Here is a 17,887-nt window from a genome sequence, read left to right as displayed (position 1 = left end):
TGCTTATGGCTATGGTAGAGCAGTAGCATATTATGATCTGTTCGGATTATTGTAAAAAGAGCTATAATTTCTCCGGAAACTTGAAGAAAATAGAACTGGAACTCATCAATGAAAAGTATATGCAAGTTCAAGTTATAGCCTTTCTTATAATAGTCCGAATGCGATAAGATATGTGTTTATGGCTATAGCAGGCCAGTAGCATATTACGGTCTGTTCGGATTATTGTAAAAAGAGCTATAATAGAGAAAGAAAAATTATTCTCGCTATACCGTAGGTGCGTTCCAAGATTATACTGAAGTTTTTATTGCACTCAAAATCTTCGTTTTTCCTAATCTCTAGAATTATCAATGCATCATCACTTAACCAGCCTGAGTGAGCTAGTCCATTCAACGTTGATTCAACTAGATTGCTATTGTAAGGTGGGTCTATAAAAACTATGTCACATTTTGAAATAGGTTGTGGTAGGCAGTTAGCACTGCAGCAAATTAGCGTAACATTGTCCGTAATTCCAAAATCTTTTGCTGTTTTTTTAGGCAATTGCAAATTGTAATAATCTGAATCTACCATAAATGCATGTTTAGCGCCGCGAGAAAGCGCTTCAAATGAAAAAGAACCACTACCACAGAATAAATCAAGTACATTCAAGTTATAAATAGGTTTTCTTGAGGAAAGCATATTAAATATTGCTTCTCGGACAATACTCATAGTTGGCCGTGCAGCTAAATGCTTACCTGTAGTTATTTTTCTTCCGCGATATTTGCCTGCAATGATGCGTAGCATATTAAATAAGCTCCAAAATAGTTAATTATTTATACTATATGATTAATGTCAATATGGCTTTAGCAGTTTAATAGAGAGAAGCTATCGAGTCGCTTGTAAGAAAAACACAAACACAAGACTCATCAGTTATCTTTTTCTGATTTGCCTGCTGCATTAATTGCTTGACCAATCTCATCTTGTAAATCATCATGACCATTTTTTTCATCATGATTTAGCCCTTCAATTCTGCTTTCTAACTCTAACTTAATTATAGTATTGATTTTATCTATATTATCAAGAAAGCCTCTACATTCTTCTTCACTATACTCTTCACCAGATGCTTTTTTTTCAATAAATAGGTTTTTAAATCCTGCTAGATCAGAATTCTGATCGGTATTTAGTACAACATTTCTCTCTATGAAGCTAAGATCTGACAGCAGTAAGCTAACCTCTAACAGATCTTCACTTTTCACGCTTTTAAGGTCTTCAAGACTTTCTAAAATACTAAACACCTTAATCCTTTCTCGTACAATCTCCTTGTCTTCCTTATCAAATTCAGACAATAAACTATGATTATCTACAAATTTCTCACTCAAAGCTTTATTCAATTTAGCAAAATTGACATCCTTGTCAAGTGATGTGTTATCCCGCAACAAGTCTACCCTTGCCCTACGCGCATTTAAAATGTCGTCGTAGTCATTTAACTTTATGTTGCCATCTTTGTCTTGCTGCAATTTATAATAATCAAGGCCTTTGAAATTTTTATTAGTCTTCATCTTCAATCCTCTTCTCATCTCCTTTTGCATCTGGTTTCCTCATTGGTTCCGTTAATTTCCTTTTACTGTCTTCTCGATTTCTTTTTTCCTCTCTTTCAGCACGTTTTTTTATAGCTTCCTGGGTATTCATTTCAAAAAGTGCCTTAACGTACTCTTCTGGATTTTTTGGTTCTTTAAATAAAGGCTTAAGATTATAAACTTCGTCTTTTCGATCTCTTTCTTCTTTTCTTCTAGCTCTTTCAGCACGTTTTTCTACAGCTTCTGGAGTGTTCATTTCAAAAAGTGGTGAGAGGTTGTAAACTTTATCTTGATTTCTTCTGCCTTCTCTTTCAGCACGTTTTTCCATACCTTCAAAAGCAGATCCAAAATCATCAATTTCATCTGAACCTTTTGGTTCCGTGCCTAAATTTCGTGTCACTTCATTTGATTGATCAGGCTTATCTTCTTCTGTTGGCTGATCATGCTGTAGTTGATTAGGCTTGTCTTCTTGTTCTGTGCTTAGTTCTCGTACTACCTTATCTGGCTGACCTCCCCCTCGTAGTCGAAGAGGGTCGCCTTCTTCTAGTGGCTGATCATGGTTATCTCTTACTAGTTCCGTGCCTAACTCTCGTTCTACCTTATTTGATTGATCAGGATTGTCTTTTTCTGGTTCTCTCTTACGGCCTATGGTGTCATCATGAAGCTTATTCAAGAAATCTTGCCTATACGATTTTGCTCTAAAAAGTAAGTTATTTGGATAACCATCTTTTTCTCCTGTACGGCGGCTAACTCCTATAGAATCAAGGCCATGCTCCCAAGTAAACTTCATAGCATCTTCTATTGTATAGCCCAAATGTGATCCTACATACCCTTTGTAATATTCTAAATATCTATCAATTCTTCTATGCACAATATCTTCTTTATCAACTCCAAATGCCCTGTAGATCTTTTCCTCAAGTTTATCAACGTCATTTTTAGGTGATGTTGCAAATTTTGTTGCTTCAATAGTAGCACCTACAAATTTACGTGGCACATCAATAGCGTATTTCAGCACTCCTCCAACTCTTGGTACTCTCCCCAGCAGATTAGCTGCACCTCCGGCTAATCTATCCGGTAAATGAGTAGCCCAACTGCCTAAAGACTCAAGTCCTCTACCAGCAAAATTTTGCCACTGCTGTTTGAATCCTTCCATTATGCCACTCAAAGGCGATGCCTGATACATACTAGATATATTGTAAACGCTGAATCCACCACCAGCGATACTTGAGCCCATTTGTTGTACGAACGTGCGTAAGGAGAACATTAAAAATGAAAGCAAGAATAGTATAAAGATTTCCCCTGCATTGATTAAATAACCTCTCTGTATGTCTTGCACCCTTTGGTAATCGCTATTTTCTTGATAATTTTTGCAATCCTCACAATCTTTACATTTCTGACAGTATTCACTGTTGGGATCCTTATATAAATCATGAAGTTTCAGTATTCTACAACCTTGTTTTTCTACCGCACTCCGCACTAAAGATCTTATTTCATTAATTATTTCCCTATAACTATTGCATTTATTTATATCTTGACAGTAGCGTTTTATTATTTCACTAACATCACCTATCCTTTTCTCTATATTGTTGATCAGTAATATAATGTCAGCCCTCTCTGATGCATGGGATAAACTATTTGTTAAGCGTACTAGATCTTTTGCACTGCAGCCATTACTAACTACCATATCACTTTCTGCAATATAGTGGTCTGCTGGATTATCTTTAGTTCCCGGCATTGGATTAAAGAAAGGATAATCTATATAACGAAACCCTTTTATATGTTCACCATTTTTATCTTTAGGGTAATCCGGTGGAAGCGGGATATATCCAGCGCCTCCAGTAAATTTTATTGCACCACCTTCTCTGCTTATCTTTCCTATACCTTCTATACTTTTATCTATGTTAAGAGAAGAAGCTTCTCCAAGAGTGTAAGGTACAAAAATTTGCCCTGGGGTCCAACCAAAGTACTGCTTATCAACGATACAAAAACCACCAAACACCCATTTTGGAGCACATAACCTTACCTCAAACCATTTATTGTAGCATACAGTAAAACCTAACTGTCTATAAAAGGTATTCATTATAATGGAAGCCAGTAATGACAAGAGAGCAAATATCATAATCGACTGTAAACAAAAGCTGATGCAGAATTTTATCCAACCTTCAAATAGACTTTTCAGCGGTGAAAATAAAATAGAAATTAGAAACAGTGGCATAATGGCTATAAGAAAAGCTATACCCATAAAACCAGAGAGAAATATTATGTAAGCATATAAGCACAGCAAGAAGTATAGCACAATCCCTATGAAAATTGCCGGTATCATAAGAAGGCTTGCCCACATTTGGTAATGTAAAAACGCTGCAAACTTTTTCCAAACAGAATAAGCAAAAAATTTATTGAACATGTCCTCCATGAAGCTAAACAACTTAGCTTCATCTCCTTGAGCAATACTTCCGGTGTTCATGTTGGGAGCAAAGTTAGTAATTACACTTATTAATTGTTCAAGACCTTTAACGAATAAAACAAGAAAATGATCATAGAAAAATCTAAAACTTCCAGGAGATATAAGCACTATTACTAGGGTGATTTTCATCATTCTGATGAGCATATCATGCTTAGTTTCTCGTATCATGCCAAAAAGATAAAGAAGCGATGAAATCATTACAAATAGAACAAGCAAGGAAAGAACAAAATTGTGAAAGCTCGTACTTTTTTCAGCTATATTTTCGAACATAGCTTGTGCAACTGCAGGATCATTGCTATTAAAATGTTCTTTGCAATTTTCGTTAATCAATAATACACATTTTAGATAGTTATAAATGTAATCAAAAAACCCAAAACTACTTGGCTGCTGCACTCCACTTAAGAACTCAAAAGAGTAGCCACCTACATTATCTAAGTAATATCTATCTAATATTTTTACATATATTTTCCATCCCTTTTTTAATTTCACCGGGTTACAATTTCTGTCTTTTAATTTAGTGCTATCTCTGTCTAAAGTAAAAAGACCGCTCCCATTTTCTGCCACGGAGTTGTAACCTAGATGTACAGTAGGATATTGAGGATCGCGCATTAACTTTAGATTTTCGTTAGGATCATCTTTCCACGTTTGAAACAAAAGATAAGCACCATGACCATTGGTAAACCAACATGGAGCACCACGTGATACTGTATTTGCGCTATCATCTTCATTAATGCACTTGCAATTTACAGTGCAACTTGTATCAGACTTACTTGAAAATTTTTGTATGCTAGGTTTATAATCATTACAAACTAAGTGAAAATTAGGTAAACTATTATCACTTTGTTTACCTTCAAATTTAGTTGCATATTTTAACTGCTCCAAGCTTTGTAAGGTATAACTGCCTTTTTTAGATTCCTTCTTGTTATTATTACTCCAAGATGTCCATGCACCATTTACTCGCACTATTAAGCTATCTCCATTGGTTTCTAATCCAGTATCTTTCCACTTCACCACTTGGTTATGGTGAAAACCAGAATTAATTTCACCAGTGTCAGGATCAATAACGCTTTCATCTTCACCTTCTGGAATAAAAGCATCATGATCGCTTGAAAAATGAGCGCTTACTGCAATAGGTTCATGACCAAAATAGTCAGCAGATATGCACCTTGGAAAAGGCATATCGTTCTTACTACAACCTGTGATCAGCACATAAGCTGCAAGAAGTAACACCCTAAACCAACATTTGCCTAAACGTGATTGCATATCTAAACTTTTTCCAAATACAGAATAAATTTCTAAAACTTTACTTAAAATATCTTTTTAATTAGTTACTCCATAACATCATTCATATCTTACTCCTCTCCATTTTCTTCCTTGTTTTTAGCTTTAGCACTAGGATCACTTCTTATTGTTTCATCAGAATTTTTTTGCTGATCTGATTGTTTTAATGTTTTAGGTCTATCACTCGTTGTTTTATCAGAACTTCCTTTAGAATCTTCTTTTTTGTCTGGTTGCTTTGGTGTGTTAGGTAATTTAGCCTCAATTTTTCCCCGATCTTTACTCATTTTCTGCTTGATACTCTGTATCATACTTTGGGTCTTATCATCAAGGCCAACGGTTGACAGCATAGCTTGCGATGCGCTCTTAGCAACTGTACCAACACCGCCAGTAACTCCATAACCAGAGCTAAATAGTGTTTGTACCATAGTTTCCGATATAGAAACAAAAGCTTCCATTGCACCGGCAATAATGAGGTATATAAACGCCTGGATTAGGTCTATAGGTAATGCTGCAAAGTGTCCACCAGCCCTCTCTCCGGTACTGAGTGCAACATCAACGCTAGTGCCAGGACTGTATCCAAGAGGCAGTATTGATTTCATCAAGCACAGATCATACGATAAGAAATTTACGCTAATTAAACATTGATAGCATGCAGAAAAATTTGTGAGGTTATATAAAACTGAATACATCAACTGATTTAAAAGAGATAAAGATGAAAATAAAATGACTGGTTCTAATGAAACATGAGCCAACGTTTTTATCCAATTATCAAACAAGGGTTTAGTCTTTTGAAATAGAATAAATACGATAAATAAAGGTGTTAATGACAGTAAAAACGCCACTAGAACAGTAGATATTACATATTTAAACGTAGCGCTAATAATGCATTTTAAAAACGCATAAGTAGCGCAGAATATTACCCAAAATGCAATAAAGCCAAAAGGACCAGAGAGCATCAATGATAAAAACTTTAACCAAGTTTCTGCTGTGAATAATACTCCTGCTGTCAAGTCTAAGAATGCAAATTTTCTCTCCCCTTCTCCTACATAGCCAGAAAAACTATCAACTAAATAAATGCTACCATCTACAAAAAGTCTGGATAAAGTTGTACCAAAGAGTTCCCAGCTTCTATCGCTAAAGGCAAAAGCTATAAATGCTATCTTGAACATCCTTACAATGAAATCAAATTTACTTAGCTGTATTGTTCCAAGCATATAGCCAATGACAGTAAATATAACGTATAGAGTAAGCAAAGCTCTTACTCCCTGAAGAAGAGCTTTTATATATCCTTTGTATGAATCTTTAACGCTGTCACCAATTACTTCTTTTTTCATAAAATCAAATATCTTGTTTATATTCGATGAAATAAAATCATTAATTTTTCTTTTGACAAATAAAGTTACACTATACTTATTGTTTTCGTAATATTTGCCATTTTTGTCCGTAATGTCATCTTTCTCTACGTTGCTTACATTGATGCCGAAATATATCTTCTTAGGTTTGCATTCATCTGTTATAGGTTTTTTGTCTTTGCATTCATCTGTTAAAAGACCTCCATCTATTATATAATATACCTTATCCTTTGTTTTATCTAAGTTCTCTACTTTTTTGAAATCATTAGTCTTTGGAGCAGATGGATCCCCTGGCTGGTTATCACCCAAATACACATACAGTTTTTTGCCATTGATATATTCACACGATCTAGTCACTTTAACATGGTACCCACCTCTATTAGCTCCATAGTGACCATAATCTGCAATGGCAAGCATCACACTGCTACCGGGCTTTACCTCGTCATTTACTGGATAATCATTGTTGAATTCCAGAGAAAAATCCTCGAATTTATTGTTATCGCCAATTTGCGAACACATATTATCCACTTTTGCACCCTCTTTCTTTGGAAGACATTGAATACCTTTAGCGGTATTTTTATCATCAGGATCACCAATTTTTGCAACAAGAGCCTCAGCCCAAGATTTATCATCTTCAGTAAAACTACCTGCTTTAACATTCCCTTCCATTTTTTCTAGATAAGAATACATATCACATTTATTTCCTTTATCGTACTTCTTATACCTTATAGAGGAGACACAGTTCCGTTCTCCTGCTTGACCTAAACCATAGTTCCATATACCCTTCTCAGTATAGCATATATTTTGATGGTAACAGTTAAGCTCATAGGAGGAGTACTTTTTTCTCTCATCAAGACTACAGTTTTTTCCATCACATAACTCGTTCAATCCTATTTTAGCGCGGCGTAAATCAAGTAGTGAACCATATACCCATGGTTCGTTGTCTTGAATATAACCTTTATTAAAATGCACCTTATTATCATATGGGGTATACCCATTGCCAACTAGCACTTTGCTTTCCTTTGCTTTTGTTTTATCAAGAGGTAAAAATTGTATTTTATTTTTTGTACCATCTTTACCATCACAAAAAAACTCTCCCCCCTGATGTACTTCACTCACTGTAGCTTTCTTATATACAGTTTCCTTACGATCATTTTCTACAGCTTTATAACAATTGTCATCAAAATTGATGCCTTTCCCTTCTGGATTGTCGTAATCAATTGTTATTTTTCTGGGAACTAAGCTGAAGCTTAACTTGTCACCAGGATTTACTTTAATTCCAGTGTCCACATAACGTCTATTGCTGCCAAATCCTTTGCCACCACATAGTTCGTTTTTACTTTCATTAACACCATAATTGTTAGGTACACTATTAATATCCGCAGCCTTACTATAATTTGGTTCTGAGCCATCAGCACAAAAGCTAGCTGGCACAAGTACTTTCCTTGGATTTTTGTCTTCTTTAAAAGGGCAAAAATTTACCGATCCATCGAGGGTGAATTTGATTTTCTCACCCTGACCAATTACCTGACCAGAATCAACCCAATGAATTTTATCGGCTTTACGAACTGGAACATCCACATTAACGCTGGTGTTTTTGCTCTGCAACCCAGGCTCGACACAATCCATATTACAACCAGTGATTGCAAGACACAGTATCAATAATAGTGATCTTTTACTTATCATTGCTGTCTTCCTGGTTGTGGTATCTGAGGCGTTGACCTTTGAGTCCCTTGTGGTATTTGAGGTCTTGACGTACCTGATTGTTGAGAGGCATCTCCTCTTTCTCTTCTTTGAACGCTTTGTTCATCTAACCCTACTGTTCCCATTAAGCTTTGTTGATACTGTCTTCCAGGTTCGCTTGCTACATAAGCACCAAACAACGAGTCAGATATTGCGGAAGAAGCTTCAACTAAAGCTTTCATAGCGTGTCCCAAAATAACAAAAGCCATCATAGCGGTAATATTAGGTGTATATTTGGAAGCATAACCATAAAAAATACAAGGGTTAAAAATCTTTAGGTTAATATTAAGTATACATGTAGAGCAGACCTCAAAATCAAATACTGAATACACAGTATAATCCATAACCTGACTTATCAGTGATATAAAAATTAAAAGGACCACTGGATGAATTGCAAATCTTGCTAAATTTTTAACCCAGTTTTGAAACATCTGCCTAGTATACGCAAATAAAAGACAAATAATAAAAATAGGTGCTAAAGAAAGTAATAACGCAACTATTGCTATAGATGTAATAAAAGAAAATAAGGCATTAAAAATAGATAAGCTCACTGTGATTAAACCCCAAATCACCAAGCAAAAAGATACAATGCCCAAAGGGCCAGAAAATATAAGAGATACTATTAACAATACTGAATGCGATGACAAGAACCTATTGAGCGGCAAATCAAGAAACTCAAAAACATTTGAAGTAGTGCCTCTAAAATTTGCTATTTCTATTAGTTGTTTTGGAGTGTTAATAAATATAGAGAATGCGTTGTTATAAAAAAAGTCCCAGCTATTATCCTGCAATAGCTGGGCGATGATTCCTATCTTTACGCATATAATTAAAAACTCATATATAGAAATATGAGTTAATCCAAAAAAGTAATAAAGAGTATATAAGATTATATATAGTACTAATAGTGATATTATAGTAGATCTAATGGTATTTGTTCTGCTTGATTTTATAAAACTTTCGTAAAGAGACTTTACAGGACTAGTATCAGAGTGAATTGCGTTAGGGTCTTTATAATTAGAGCCGAAAAATGCAGTTTTCACTTTTTCATCAAAGAAATTATATATTGCACTAAAAGTTTTTGTAGGTGGCTCTTGAGTTGTTAGGTTAATGCTAAACTGACCTTCATTTTTGTAATCGCAGCCATGGTCTCTTATTCCGTAATATATGGTGCCTGTTTTGTCTTTTAATTTTCCTTTCAAGTTTTCCATGTCATGAACTTTGCTGATATCTACAGATATATCCGCTTGATTTTCACCAGGCTTATGCTCAGGGAATTTATCGGAAACACTTACATACAAGCTATTTTCCAGACTATGGTTCTTCGTTACTCTTATGTTGAACCCGCCTTTGTCATTTGTATTGTAGCAGCTCTTGTCATTTCTGCTACATAGACTAAAAGTTAAACTTGGTATTTGATGGTCATTCTCCATCTTATGATCACAACTAGTACATAAACCACCACCTGGAATGTGTTCAAGAGTTTCATTATCCATACCAACTTTTAGAAATGTAATGTCAGTTTTTACCTGTTTTCCCTTTAATACGTTACTAATAATTTCAGCAACAACAGATTCACCACTAGAATTTAAAGCATTGAATAGCTCAATTTCTATATTATTATATTCAATATACACGCAATCCTCGCCTCTACGACCAGAAGAAAATTTACATATACGTCTACAGAGTGAATTTAAAATGTGCGTATCTATCTTACTTGCACTGCTCTCTGAAAGCTTGCTGCAATCTATATTCTCTCCTTGTTTTATAGAGTTAATAATATTTTCAATTTCCTTTTTTCTTTCATCTTGATCTAACTTCGAAAACCAGTACTCTCTTCCACTCAACCATTGCGCATCGCCTATTATATATTTATTAGGACATATCCCATCCTTGCCACCTTGGCATTTCTCTTGATTTAAAACATGTGCAAAATGTTCCGTTTCTTGCTCGCTACACTTTTCTTCGATTTTCAAATACCTGATTTTTGTCTCACTCTCTTTATCTTTACACACTTTACTTCCAATCACACTAAAGCTTATCGTATCGCCTTTTTTAAGTGCAAATGGTAATGCAACGTCATTTCTCCCAGGCCCAATTGCAAAATCTGCATACTGCTTAGGACAAAAATTAACCTTACTAGGCACTATATCAATCTCTGTTACTCTTATTCTATCTGAGATATTAACACCAGAATCAACCCATTTCTGCTCTGTTGACACTATATCTAGTTTTTCACGCAAACCTGATAAATTTTCTGGCTTAATACAGTGATGTTCCCCGCAGCCTGACAGAAAAAAAAACGGTATTATCAGCAAAAATTTTAGCATAAATCCAACTCATTCAGTGCTTTTGTTAACACTCTCGGAGCTACTAGAACCAGAACCTCGAGATTTACTCTTGTCTCCACCACTCAACTTCTTAGCAGCAGCACCAGCAACTCCAGCAACACCCCCAGCAGCAGCTTTGGCAGCAGATAAAGCTTTGCCCACCATTTGTCCAGGTGTCTGACCTGAGCCAAGTGCTGCTCTATGGTTACCAGCAAGTTCAGCAGCCATGCCAGGAAGAATGTTTAAAAAGTGGTAAAAGAGGAATAATACTAAACACAATTTTAATAATTCTCCGATGAGAGAGCTGCCAAACTCCATGTATGTAAAGTCGAATAGACCAAGTATGCTGCTCTTTTTAAAGCTATAATTTTGCATCATACATGCAAGAGTAGTTTCATTTTTATCACATTCCCCATCTTTCAATTTAAACCACTGTTTTTTCTTACTATATGAGATTTCTGCTTGTTTCTTTTCATATGACTTGTCCGGTTGTTCATTTTTATATGACTCGTCCAGTTCAAAATTTAAATTTTTAAAATAGATTTTATCACATGCTATGAACATAAAGGACAAAAACGCAAAAAGGATAACCGGGTATAAGCTATAGGTAATCAACTCTTTCACCCAGCCTTCAAAATATCCTTTGGTGTGTTGGAATAAAACCATAGGAATGAACAAAGGTGATAAAATGATGATTACACTTAAAGCAACTAGAGATAAAATAAATACATAGCACAGCCACAAAATAACCATCATCATCAGAACGGCCATAAATATACAGACAAGAGCTACTAAAATTTGTCCACCAGCAAAAATAATACCGATTACCGAACCTGCAACTAATAAGACAGGAGCAGGACCAAGCAAGACTGCTAACGTTGCAACACCTCCAGTACCAATTTTGCCACCAATTCCATCTAAAGGGGCACCTAAATAAAATAAAATTCTACAATCAAGCCTATCCCAAGGTGCAAGATAACTGTAAGATACCCTCTTTCCTGCACGAGTATATTCATAATCTGTACCTGCTTTATAATTACATATGCCTTTACTTTCAGATGATGCTTTTAGCACTATCTCTGACAAACCATTTGAGAGATGAGTTAATTCTCCATAATAATGAGACATGGTACTGCCTGTTGTGAAGTAAATCACTAAAGCGAATTTTATGATCAACATATACATTTCTTGAGGCCTCTGAACTCCACCAGACATGGCTTTTATAGAGAACAGTATTAAAGCTAAAACTAAAACAGCAGTTACAGTGTTTTTCAGCCTTTTCTGTGCTACAGATATAAAACTCTCACCATTTGGTGCACCTTTACCTGCAACTAAATTATCTAACGATTCCTTAATGCATTGCACTATCATAGAAGTTACGGGAATAGGAGCTAATGATTTACTCCCTGCCTGGTTATAACAAGCTTCAGAAACATACGAGCTAAAACAGCCAGCATTATCATAACCTACAAAAATTTTCCCCCCTTGTCCGTTGAGTCTTTTTTCTTTAGATCTGATAATAGTTTTATAGTCATCATTATTACCAATAGGAACTTTTTCCTCTCCTGTACCATCTTTATTTTTGAATATCATCACAGATTTTTCACACATAGGAGCAAGTGGGTCAGGTGGCAATTCCGTGCACCCCATATCAACCCCTTGCGGCCAAGGAGTCATTTCGATACCAATCATGCTAACACTGGCTAACTCCACACATAATCTGCCCGTTTTTCTCACTGCTTTGAATGTAGATCCATGTATGGGTTCGCTCTGTCCTGCTTTGAGAACTCTACATTCCAGACCACCATCAACCTTCGAGGACCATGACCCATCTACGTATCCAGTGTCTTTCTCCCTGACATCAAAGTCTATGTATCCAGGTTTTCCTCTGGAATTAAAGTCTACCTTATTAAAAAGATTACCAAAAGTTAAAGGGTTTCGATGACATACTTCTATATATTCACTGTATTGCACACCATTTTTTGGCCAGTAATAACTCTCTGTACTCTCCTGAACGTTAGAATTTAAGGCTTCTTTTTCTGCTCTTTTCCCGTCATAATCTTTTTTGTTCACGTCTTCCAGAGCTTTATTTTGCAAACAAGAAAAATATTCCTCTTCTGTTTGGTAATTTTCATTGGTGCAGCCACTATAACCTGTGTCTTCTAATTTAAAATTTTTGTATTTTCCATCATGATCACGTGCAACTGGGTGTTTAACAAAACTATGTTCACAAACAACAAGCCCTCCTATCGCTTTCCAGACTCCAACAATTGCAGCTATCATTCCAACAATAACAAGAGCGGTAAACAAACCAGCAGAAGAAACGATCAAAACAATGCCAGTAAATATTGCGCCAACAGCAATCGCTATTCCAGCAAGTGCTGCAGCTGTTTTAAACGCTCCACAATCAGGATTAGATGCACGACTAAAACTGCCAGTGGAATTAAATCTGCTAACAAATTCTGTCTTGTCAGTACCACTTACTCCATCTGCAAGCACTGGATATGAGAGTAAAAAGTCTATATTTAGTAAAAATATCGCAATTAATAGCAATGACAGCTTAGTCTTAAACATTTTTTACCTTCTGATAAAATATAGGCAACCATACTTTTGGGTTGTCCCCAACTTCATTTAATATATCGTGTAACAATAGAACACTTTCTGCACGTCCGGATAATACGTTGATTATATCATCCAGGCCTTTTAAGTCTATTCTAGCTACTACAGCATTGACTCCTTGTTTCACCAAAAAGAATCTAGTACTCGGATCTGTGTGCTTAATTAATATATATTCACGTTCAGTTAACATAAAAACATCCCGATAGACACTAGTAGCTTTCAGATTTGGTAAAAAAATCTGTGTCGCTGTTTGTTGTACAAGCGTATCGCTAATAGTACTTTTACTTGCATCCTCAACACTCTGAGTAGCAAAAATCACAAAAGCATTTAGTTTTCTCAGTACCTTCAACCAGTCTTTTATCTTGGGTGCAAAAACTGGATTATCTATTAACGCCCATGCCTCATCAAGAACGATAATAGATGGAGTGCCATCAAGAGATATACTAATCCTATGAAATAAATAAATCAAGACCGGTCCAAGAGCAACAGGATCTTTGAGCAAGCTAGCCATCTCAAAACCAAATACTCTTGCTCGTGAAAAATCTAGCAAATCTTCTTTATTGTCAAATATTGCAGCATGAGAACCATTATCATGCCACATAGATATTGCCCCAGCTAGAGTATCAGGACCTGCAAGCCCTAAAAACGGTACGAGGTTTCTCAAGAATCTGTCTTCTTTTCTTAATTTAAAATTTCCTTCAATTGCATCATTAATTCGTGCAATATCTTCTGAAGTAAATTTATCATTATATACCGAAATTAAAGACTTTATCCACTCCATTAAAAATGTTCTATTATCAGAGGTATCATCAAGTTGTAAAGGATTAAAATTTGTTTTAGTTCTTGGTTCTATTACAGTATAGATACCACTAAGTGCTCTTAAGAAAATCTCTGCACCGCGATCTTTATCAAAAAAGAATATCCTTGGAGAAAACTTCATCGCTTGGGCACACAGGAAATTCATTAAAACAGTTTTACCAGCACCAGTTGGGCCAATTATCATAGTGTGTCCAACATCCCTTATATGAAAGTTGAAAAAAAATGGAGTACCAGATGTCGTGTCAAAAACTGTAACGGCATCTCCCCAGTGGTTATTGAATTTATTACCAGTAGGATAATTATGTTGAGATGCAAATCCAGCCAAATTAAGACTACTTATTGTAGCTTTTCTCACTATATAATCGAAATTACCAGGAATTTGCGCCCAAAATGCTGGTTCAAGGTTAACTCTCTCACGTATAGGGTAAACACCGCAATTAGAAAGCTCTGATTCTACCAACGACAGAGCGTTATCCAATGATTTAGGACTTTTTTCTATACATAAAACAGTCAGGTGATGTTGACCAAACGCAATCTTACCACTCATTGCGTCATCAAGCGCTTGAGAAATTTCTGCTATTTGAGAAATAGCTTTATCTGCAGACTGTATCATTCGATTTTGCTGTATCTGCATTTTTCCAATCGCCATTTGCCTGTTTATAAATTGAAAAGATTGCGTAATTATAAACTCGTAAGGAAGTTGTAAAAACGAATCAAGCATTCCTGCAGAAGTATGATTTCCATATTCTTTGATACTAATTATTCCAGCATATTTACTCTCATTATGAGTCACAACCTGTATCATCTTACGGCCAAAGAATAACCTATGTACTGGTAAGTATCTTGATATTTCAGTTCTTAGCGGAAAAAGCGTATTTGTAACGAAGCCACAATTTACGATTCTAGATAGAAACTCCATTATTTCGCAGAACAAACCATCTGGAGTTTCTTTTACTCCAAGAATTTTAGGCGAATAATTTCTAAGGCTTGTCACTACACGATTTGTCGTTTCCTCTAAATCTTCATACGTGGCACGTATATCACTTTCCCAAGCATGTTTTGAAGTTACATGTCCGAATTTTTTTAGTAGATGTGACAAAAATTCTACTCCTTTTGTGTCCGCTCTACGAATAATCGTAATGTATAGGTCATTAATAAATGATTGCCTTGTTGCGTGTTTTTCTCTCCATTTTAGATTTACGTGATTAGCGAAAAAATTCGGCAAACCTTGACTTGCAAATTCATCAGAAAAAATATTTTTCTTACGTCTGATAGTATGAAAATACAAACTAAATGCCGGAGATGAAATGCTTCTTAGCATCTGATTCCTGATGTTGTTCTGTATGACTAAATCCTCGTCATCGGCAGTTTCAAATGCAAAACCACTTAATTTTATAACCTTAACCAACCAATTTTCTTTTGTCATCAAGGTTGTGCTATTCCAATAGCAAGAATAAGGAATAAATTCAGCAGCGTGAACTTCCCTGTTCAGAGTAGATTTATTCTTTGATTGAATAGCCCTAAACCTCAGCATCACACAACGTTAAGCAATATCATAAGAATTGGCTCCATGGTAAAAACGATTTAAACATTTCGAGCACTTTCCCGATTTTACCATAAATAATTCAATAAACAACGGTTCTTTTGCAGAAGCTATATAACCAAGTCCATGTATACCTGGTAACATTAAGAGAATCACTCTTAAATCATTTGAATTAATGAAAATTAGCATGCAAATCAGGACGTTTAATATTGCAAACATATAACTCACACCAAAGAGCATTGCAGGTCTTGTAAGACCTTTAAATAATTGATCTGTTTGTATACTACCTGTGGACATATCTTTAACCTTATAATAATAGCTCTAACACTAATACTATATCATTATATTAAAAATCCATTGAAACTAGTAGCACTTTAAGTTAAGATACATTATTTAATCCCGATAATGACAAATTGGCCATTTCAAGAAGCAGAAAAAGTATTGCAAGAGTTTCCTAATAAAAAAGAAATAATATTTGAAACTGGTTATGGACCCTCTGGTTTACCCCACATAGGAACCTTTGGAGAGGTTTTCCGCACTACAGTTGTTGTAAATGCATTAAAAAAAATAGCTCCTGGTATAAAAACCAAAATCATTGCAATTTCAGATGATATGGATGGTTTGCGAAAAATACCAGATAATGTGCCAAATCAAGAGATGCTAAGAGAGCACTTAAATAAACCATTGACTATGATACCTGATCCATTTGGCACTCATCAGAGTTATGGTCATCACATGAATTCATTGTTGTGTAAATTTCTTGATTTGTTTGAATTTGAATACGAGTTCAGTAGTGCAACAGAGTGTTATAAATCTGGCGTTTACGATGAAAAACTTTTACTACTGCTGAAAAATTATGATAAAGTGATGGACGTAATGCTTCCATCATTTCGGGAAGAAAGGCAGCAGACTTATAGTCCATTCTTGCCAATATGCGCAAAAACTTCTCAAGTTTTACAAGTTCCAGTAATTGAAACAAATACAGAGAAAGGAACAATCACATATGAAGACCCAAACGGGGAAAAAATAGAAGTTCCAGTAACAAAAGGAAAATGTAAACTGCAATGGAAACCTGATTGGGGAATGAGGTGGGCCGCATTTGGAGTAAATTACGAAGCTCACGGAAAAGATTTAACTCCATCTGCTGTGCTTTCAAGTCAAATATGTGAAATACTTGGAGAAAAGCCACCACTTCTGTTTTGCTACGAGCTTTTTCTTGATAAAGAAGGAAAGAAAATATCAAAATCAAAAGGAAATGGCATTTCAATTGAAGAGTGGCTAACTTACGCACCAACAGAGAGCTTAGCATTGTACATTTTTCAGAGTCCTAAAAAAGCTAAACGTTTATATTTTGATGTGATACCAAAATCAACTGATGAATATTTAGAATTTGTAAAGCGTTACCATGAGAACAAAGAAAAGGATATAAATAATCCTGCTTGGCACATTCACCAGGGCAATGTTCCCAGTATAGAAACTTCAGGCATAAATTTCTCACTACTTTTAAACCTAGCAGCAGCTTGTAATGCTGAAAACAAAGAGATCCTATGGGGTTTTATATCCTCTTATGCACCAAACGTTACACCAGAAAATAATAAAATGCTTGATAGACTTTCAGACTTTGCAGTAAAGTATTATCACGATTTTATCAAGCCAACAAAATCATATAAAACTCCAAATGAAAAAGAAAAAGCAGCGTTACTAGATTTGAAGGACACTTTACATTCTCTATCTACAACTGCTACTGCTGAAGAAATTCAATCTCAGGTATTTTCTATTGGAAAAAAATATGATTACACCAACTTACGTGACTGGTTTCAGCTATTATATGAAACGTTACTTGGCCAAAAAACCGGTCCAAGAATGGGATCTTTCATAAAGCTTTACGGAATAGGTAATACGATTTCTCTCATAGAAAGCGCTACTAAATGTATACTTTAGAGTTTACCTCCTTTCATTTGAGCTCTTTAGTTTTAATAAGAATTCCTTGACAAACTCCGCTAGCACCATTATCACGAAACTGAAGCTATTGTATTTGCTTTCGCCAATCTGCAGATTAAAAGGTAAGGATTACTTAATGTATCGGCGTCTTATGTTCAATTTTTTGCAGTATATGGATACTGTATGTCTTTACAAAACTTCATCTACATCTAGATTTTTATCTAAATAAGCTGAACGCGCTTATA

General features: G+C 35.3%; 9 protein-coding genes. 1 reads left to right on the top strand and 8 read right to left on the bottom strand.

Translation table 11 applies throughout. From position 1 onward, the window contains the following. Positions 1-234: 234 nt before the first annotated feature. The 8 genes from rsmD to OZD68_RS04595 all read right to left on the bottom strand — a co-directional run bounded on the left by rsmD (position 235) and on the right by OZD68_RS04595 (position 15,998). Positions 235-780, bottom strand: a complete 546-nt coding sequence (gene rsmD, locus OZD68_RS04630) for a 16S rRNA (guanine(966)-N(2))-methyltransferase RsmD (RefSeq protein ID WP_182309921.1) — start codon at positions 778-780, stop codon at positions 235-237. 122 nt (positions 781-902) lie between these two features. After that, positions 903-1,535 (bottom strand): WD_0853 family protein, encoded by a 633-nt coding sequence (locus OZD68_RS04625; protein ID WP_182309920.1) that lies wholly within the window; start codon positions 1,533-1,535, stop codon positions 903-905. Further along, positions 1,525-5,280, bottom strand: a complete 3,756-nt coding sequence (locus OZD68_RS04620; protein WP_182309919.1) for a TrbL/VirB6 family protein — start codon at positions 5,278-5,280, stop codon at positions 1,525-1,527. The genes OZD68_RS04625 and OZD68_RS04620 overlap by 11 nt, the downstream gene beginning before the upstream one ends. A gap of 89 nt (positions 5,281-5,369) precedes the next feature. Next, positions 5,370-8,336, bottom strand: coding sequence for a TrbL/VirB6 family protein (locus OZD68_RS04615; RefSeq protein ID WP_182309918.1), 2,967 nt, complete (start codon positions 8,334-8,336; stop codon positions 5,370-5,372). Next, positions 8,333-10,720, bottom strand: coding sequence for a TrbL/VirB6 family protein (locus OZD68_RS04610; protein WP_182309917.1), 2,388 nt, complete (start codon positions 10,718-10,720; stop codon positions 8,333-8,335). Before OZD68_RS04610 ends, OZD68_RS04615 begins: the two co-directional genes overlap by 4 nt. Positions 10,721-10,729: 9 nt before the next feature. Continuing rightward, positions 10,730-13,294 (bottom strand): TrbL/VirB6 family protein, encoded by a 2,565-nt coding sequence (locus OZD68_RS04605; RefSeq protein WP_182309916.1) that lies wholly within the window; start codon positions 13,292-13,294, stop codon positions 10,730-10,732. Next, a complete protein-coding gene (locus tag OZD68_RS04600) occupies positions 13,287-15,692 on the bottom strand; it encodes a VirB4 family type IV secretion/conjugal transfer ATPase (RefSeq protein ID WP_182309948.1) in 2,406 nt (801 codons plus the stop codon). Before OZD68_RS04600 ends, OZD68_RS04605 begins: the two co-directional genes overlap by 8 nt. A 9-nt stretch (positions 15,693-15,701) precedes the next feature. After that, positions 15,702-15,998 (bottom strand): type IV secretion system protein VirB3, encoded by a 297-nt coding sequence (locus OZD68_RS04595; protein ID WP_182309915.1) that lies wholly within the window; start codon positions 15,996-15,998, stop codon positions 15,702-15,704. Positions 15,999-16,106: 108 nt separating this feature from the next. Here OZD68_RS04595 and OZD68_RS04590 point away from each other — a divergent pair, with 108 nt between their 5' ends. Further along, complete coding sequence (locus OZD68_RS04590) at positions 16,107-17,642, top strand: lysine--tRNA ligase (RefSeq protein ID WP_182309914.1); 1,536 nt, start codon at positions 16,107-16,109, stop codon at positions 17,640-17,642. Positions 17,643-17,887: the final 245 nt, after the last annotated feature.

The organism is Wolbachia endosymbiont of Drosophila bicornuta (assembly GCF_028982105.1).
In the GTDB taxonomy this organism is placed as follows: domain Bacteria; phylum Pseudomonadota; class Alphaproteobacteria; order Rickettsiales; family Anaplasmataceae; genus Wolbachia; species Wolbachia pipientis.
The sequence above is the reverse complement of the archived record's forward strand: the minus strand, read 5'-3'. Positions and strand labels throughout refer to the sequence as shown.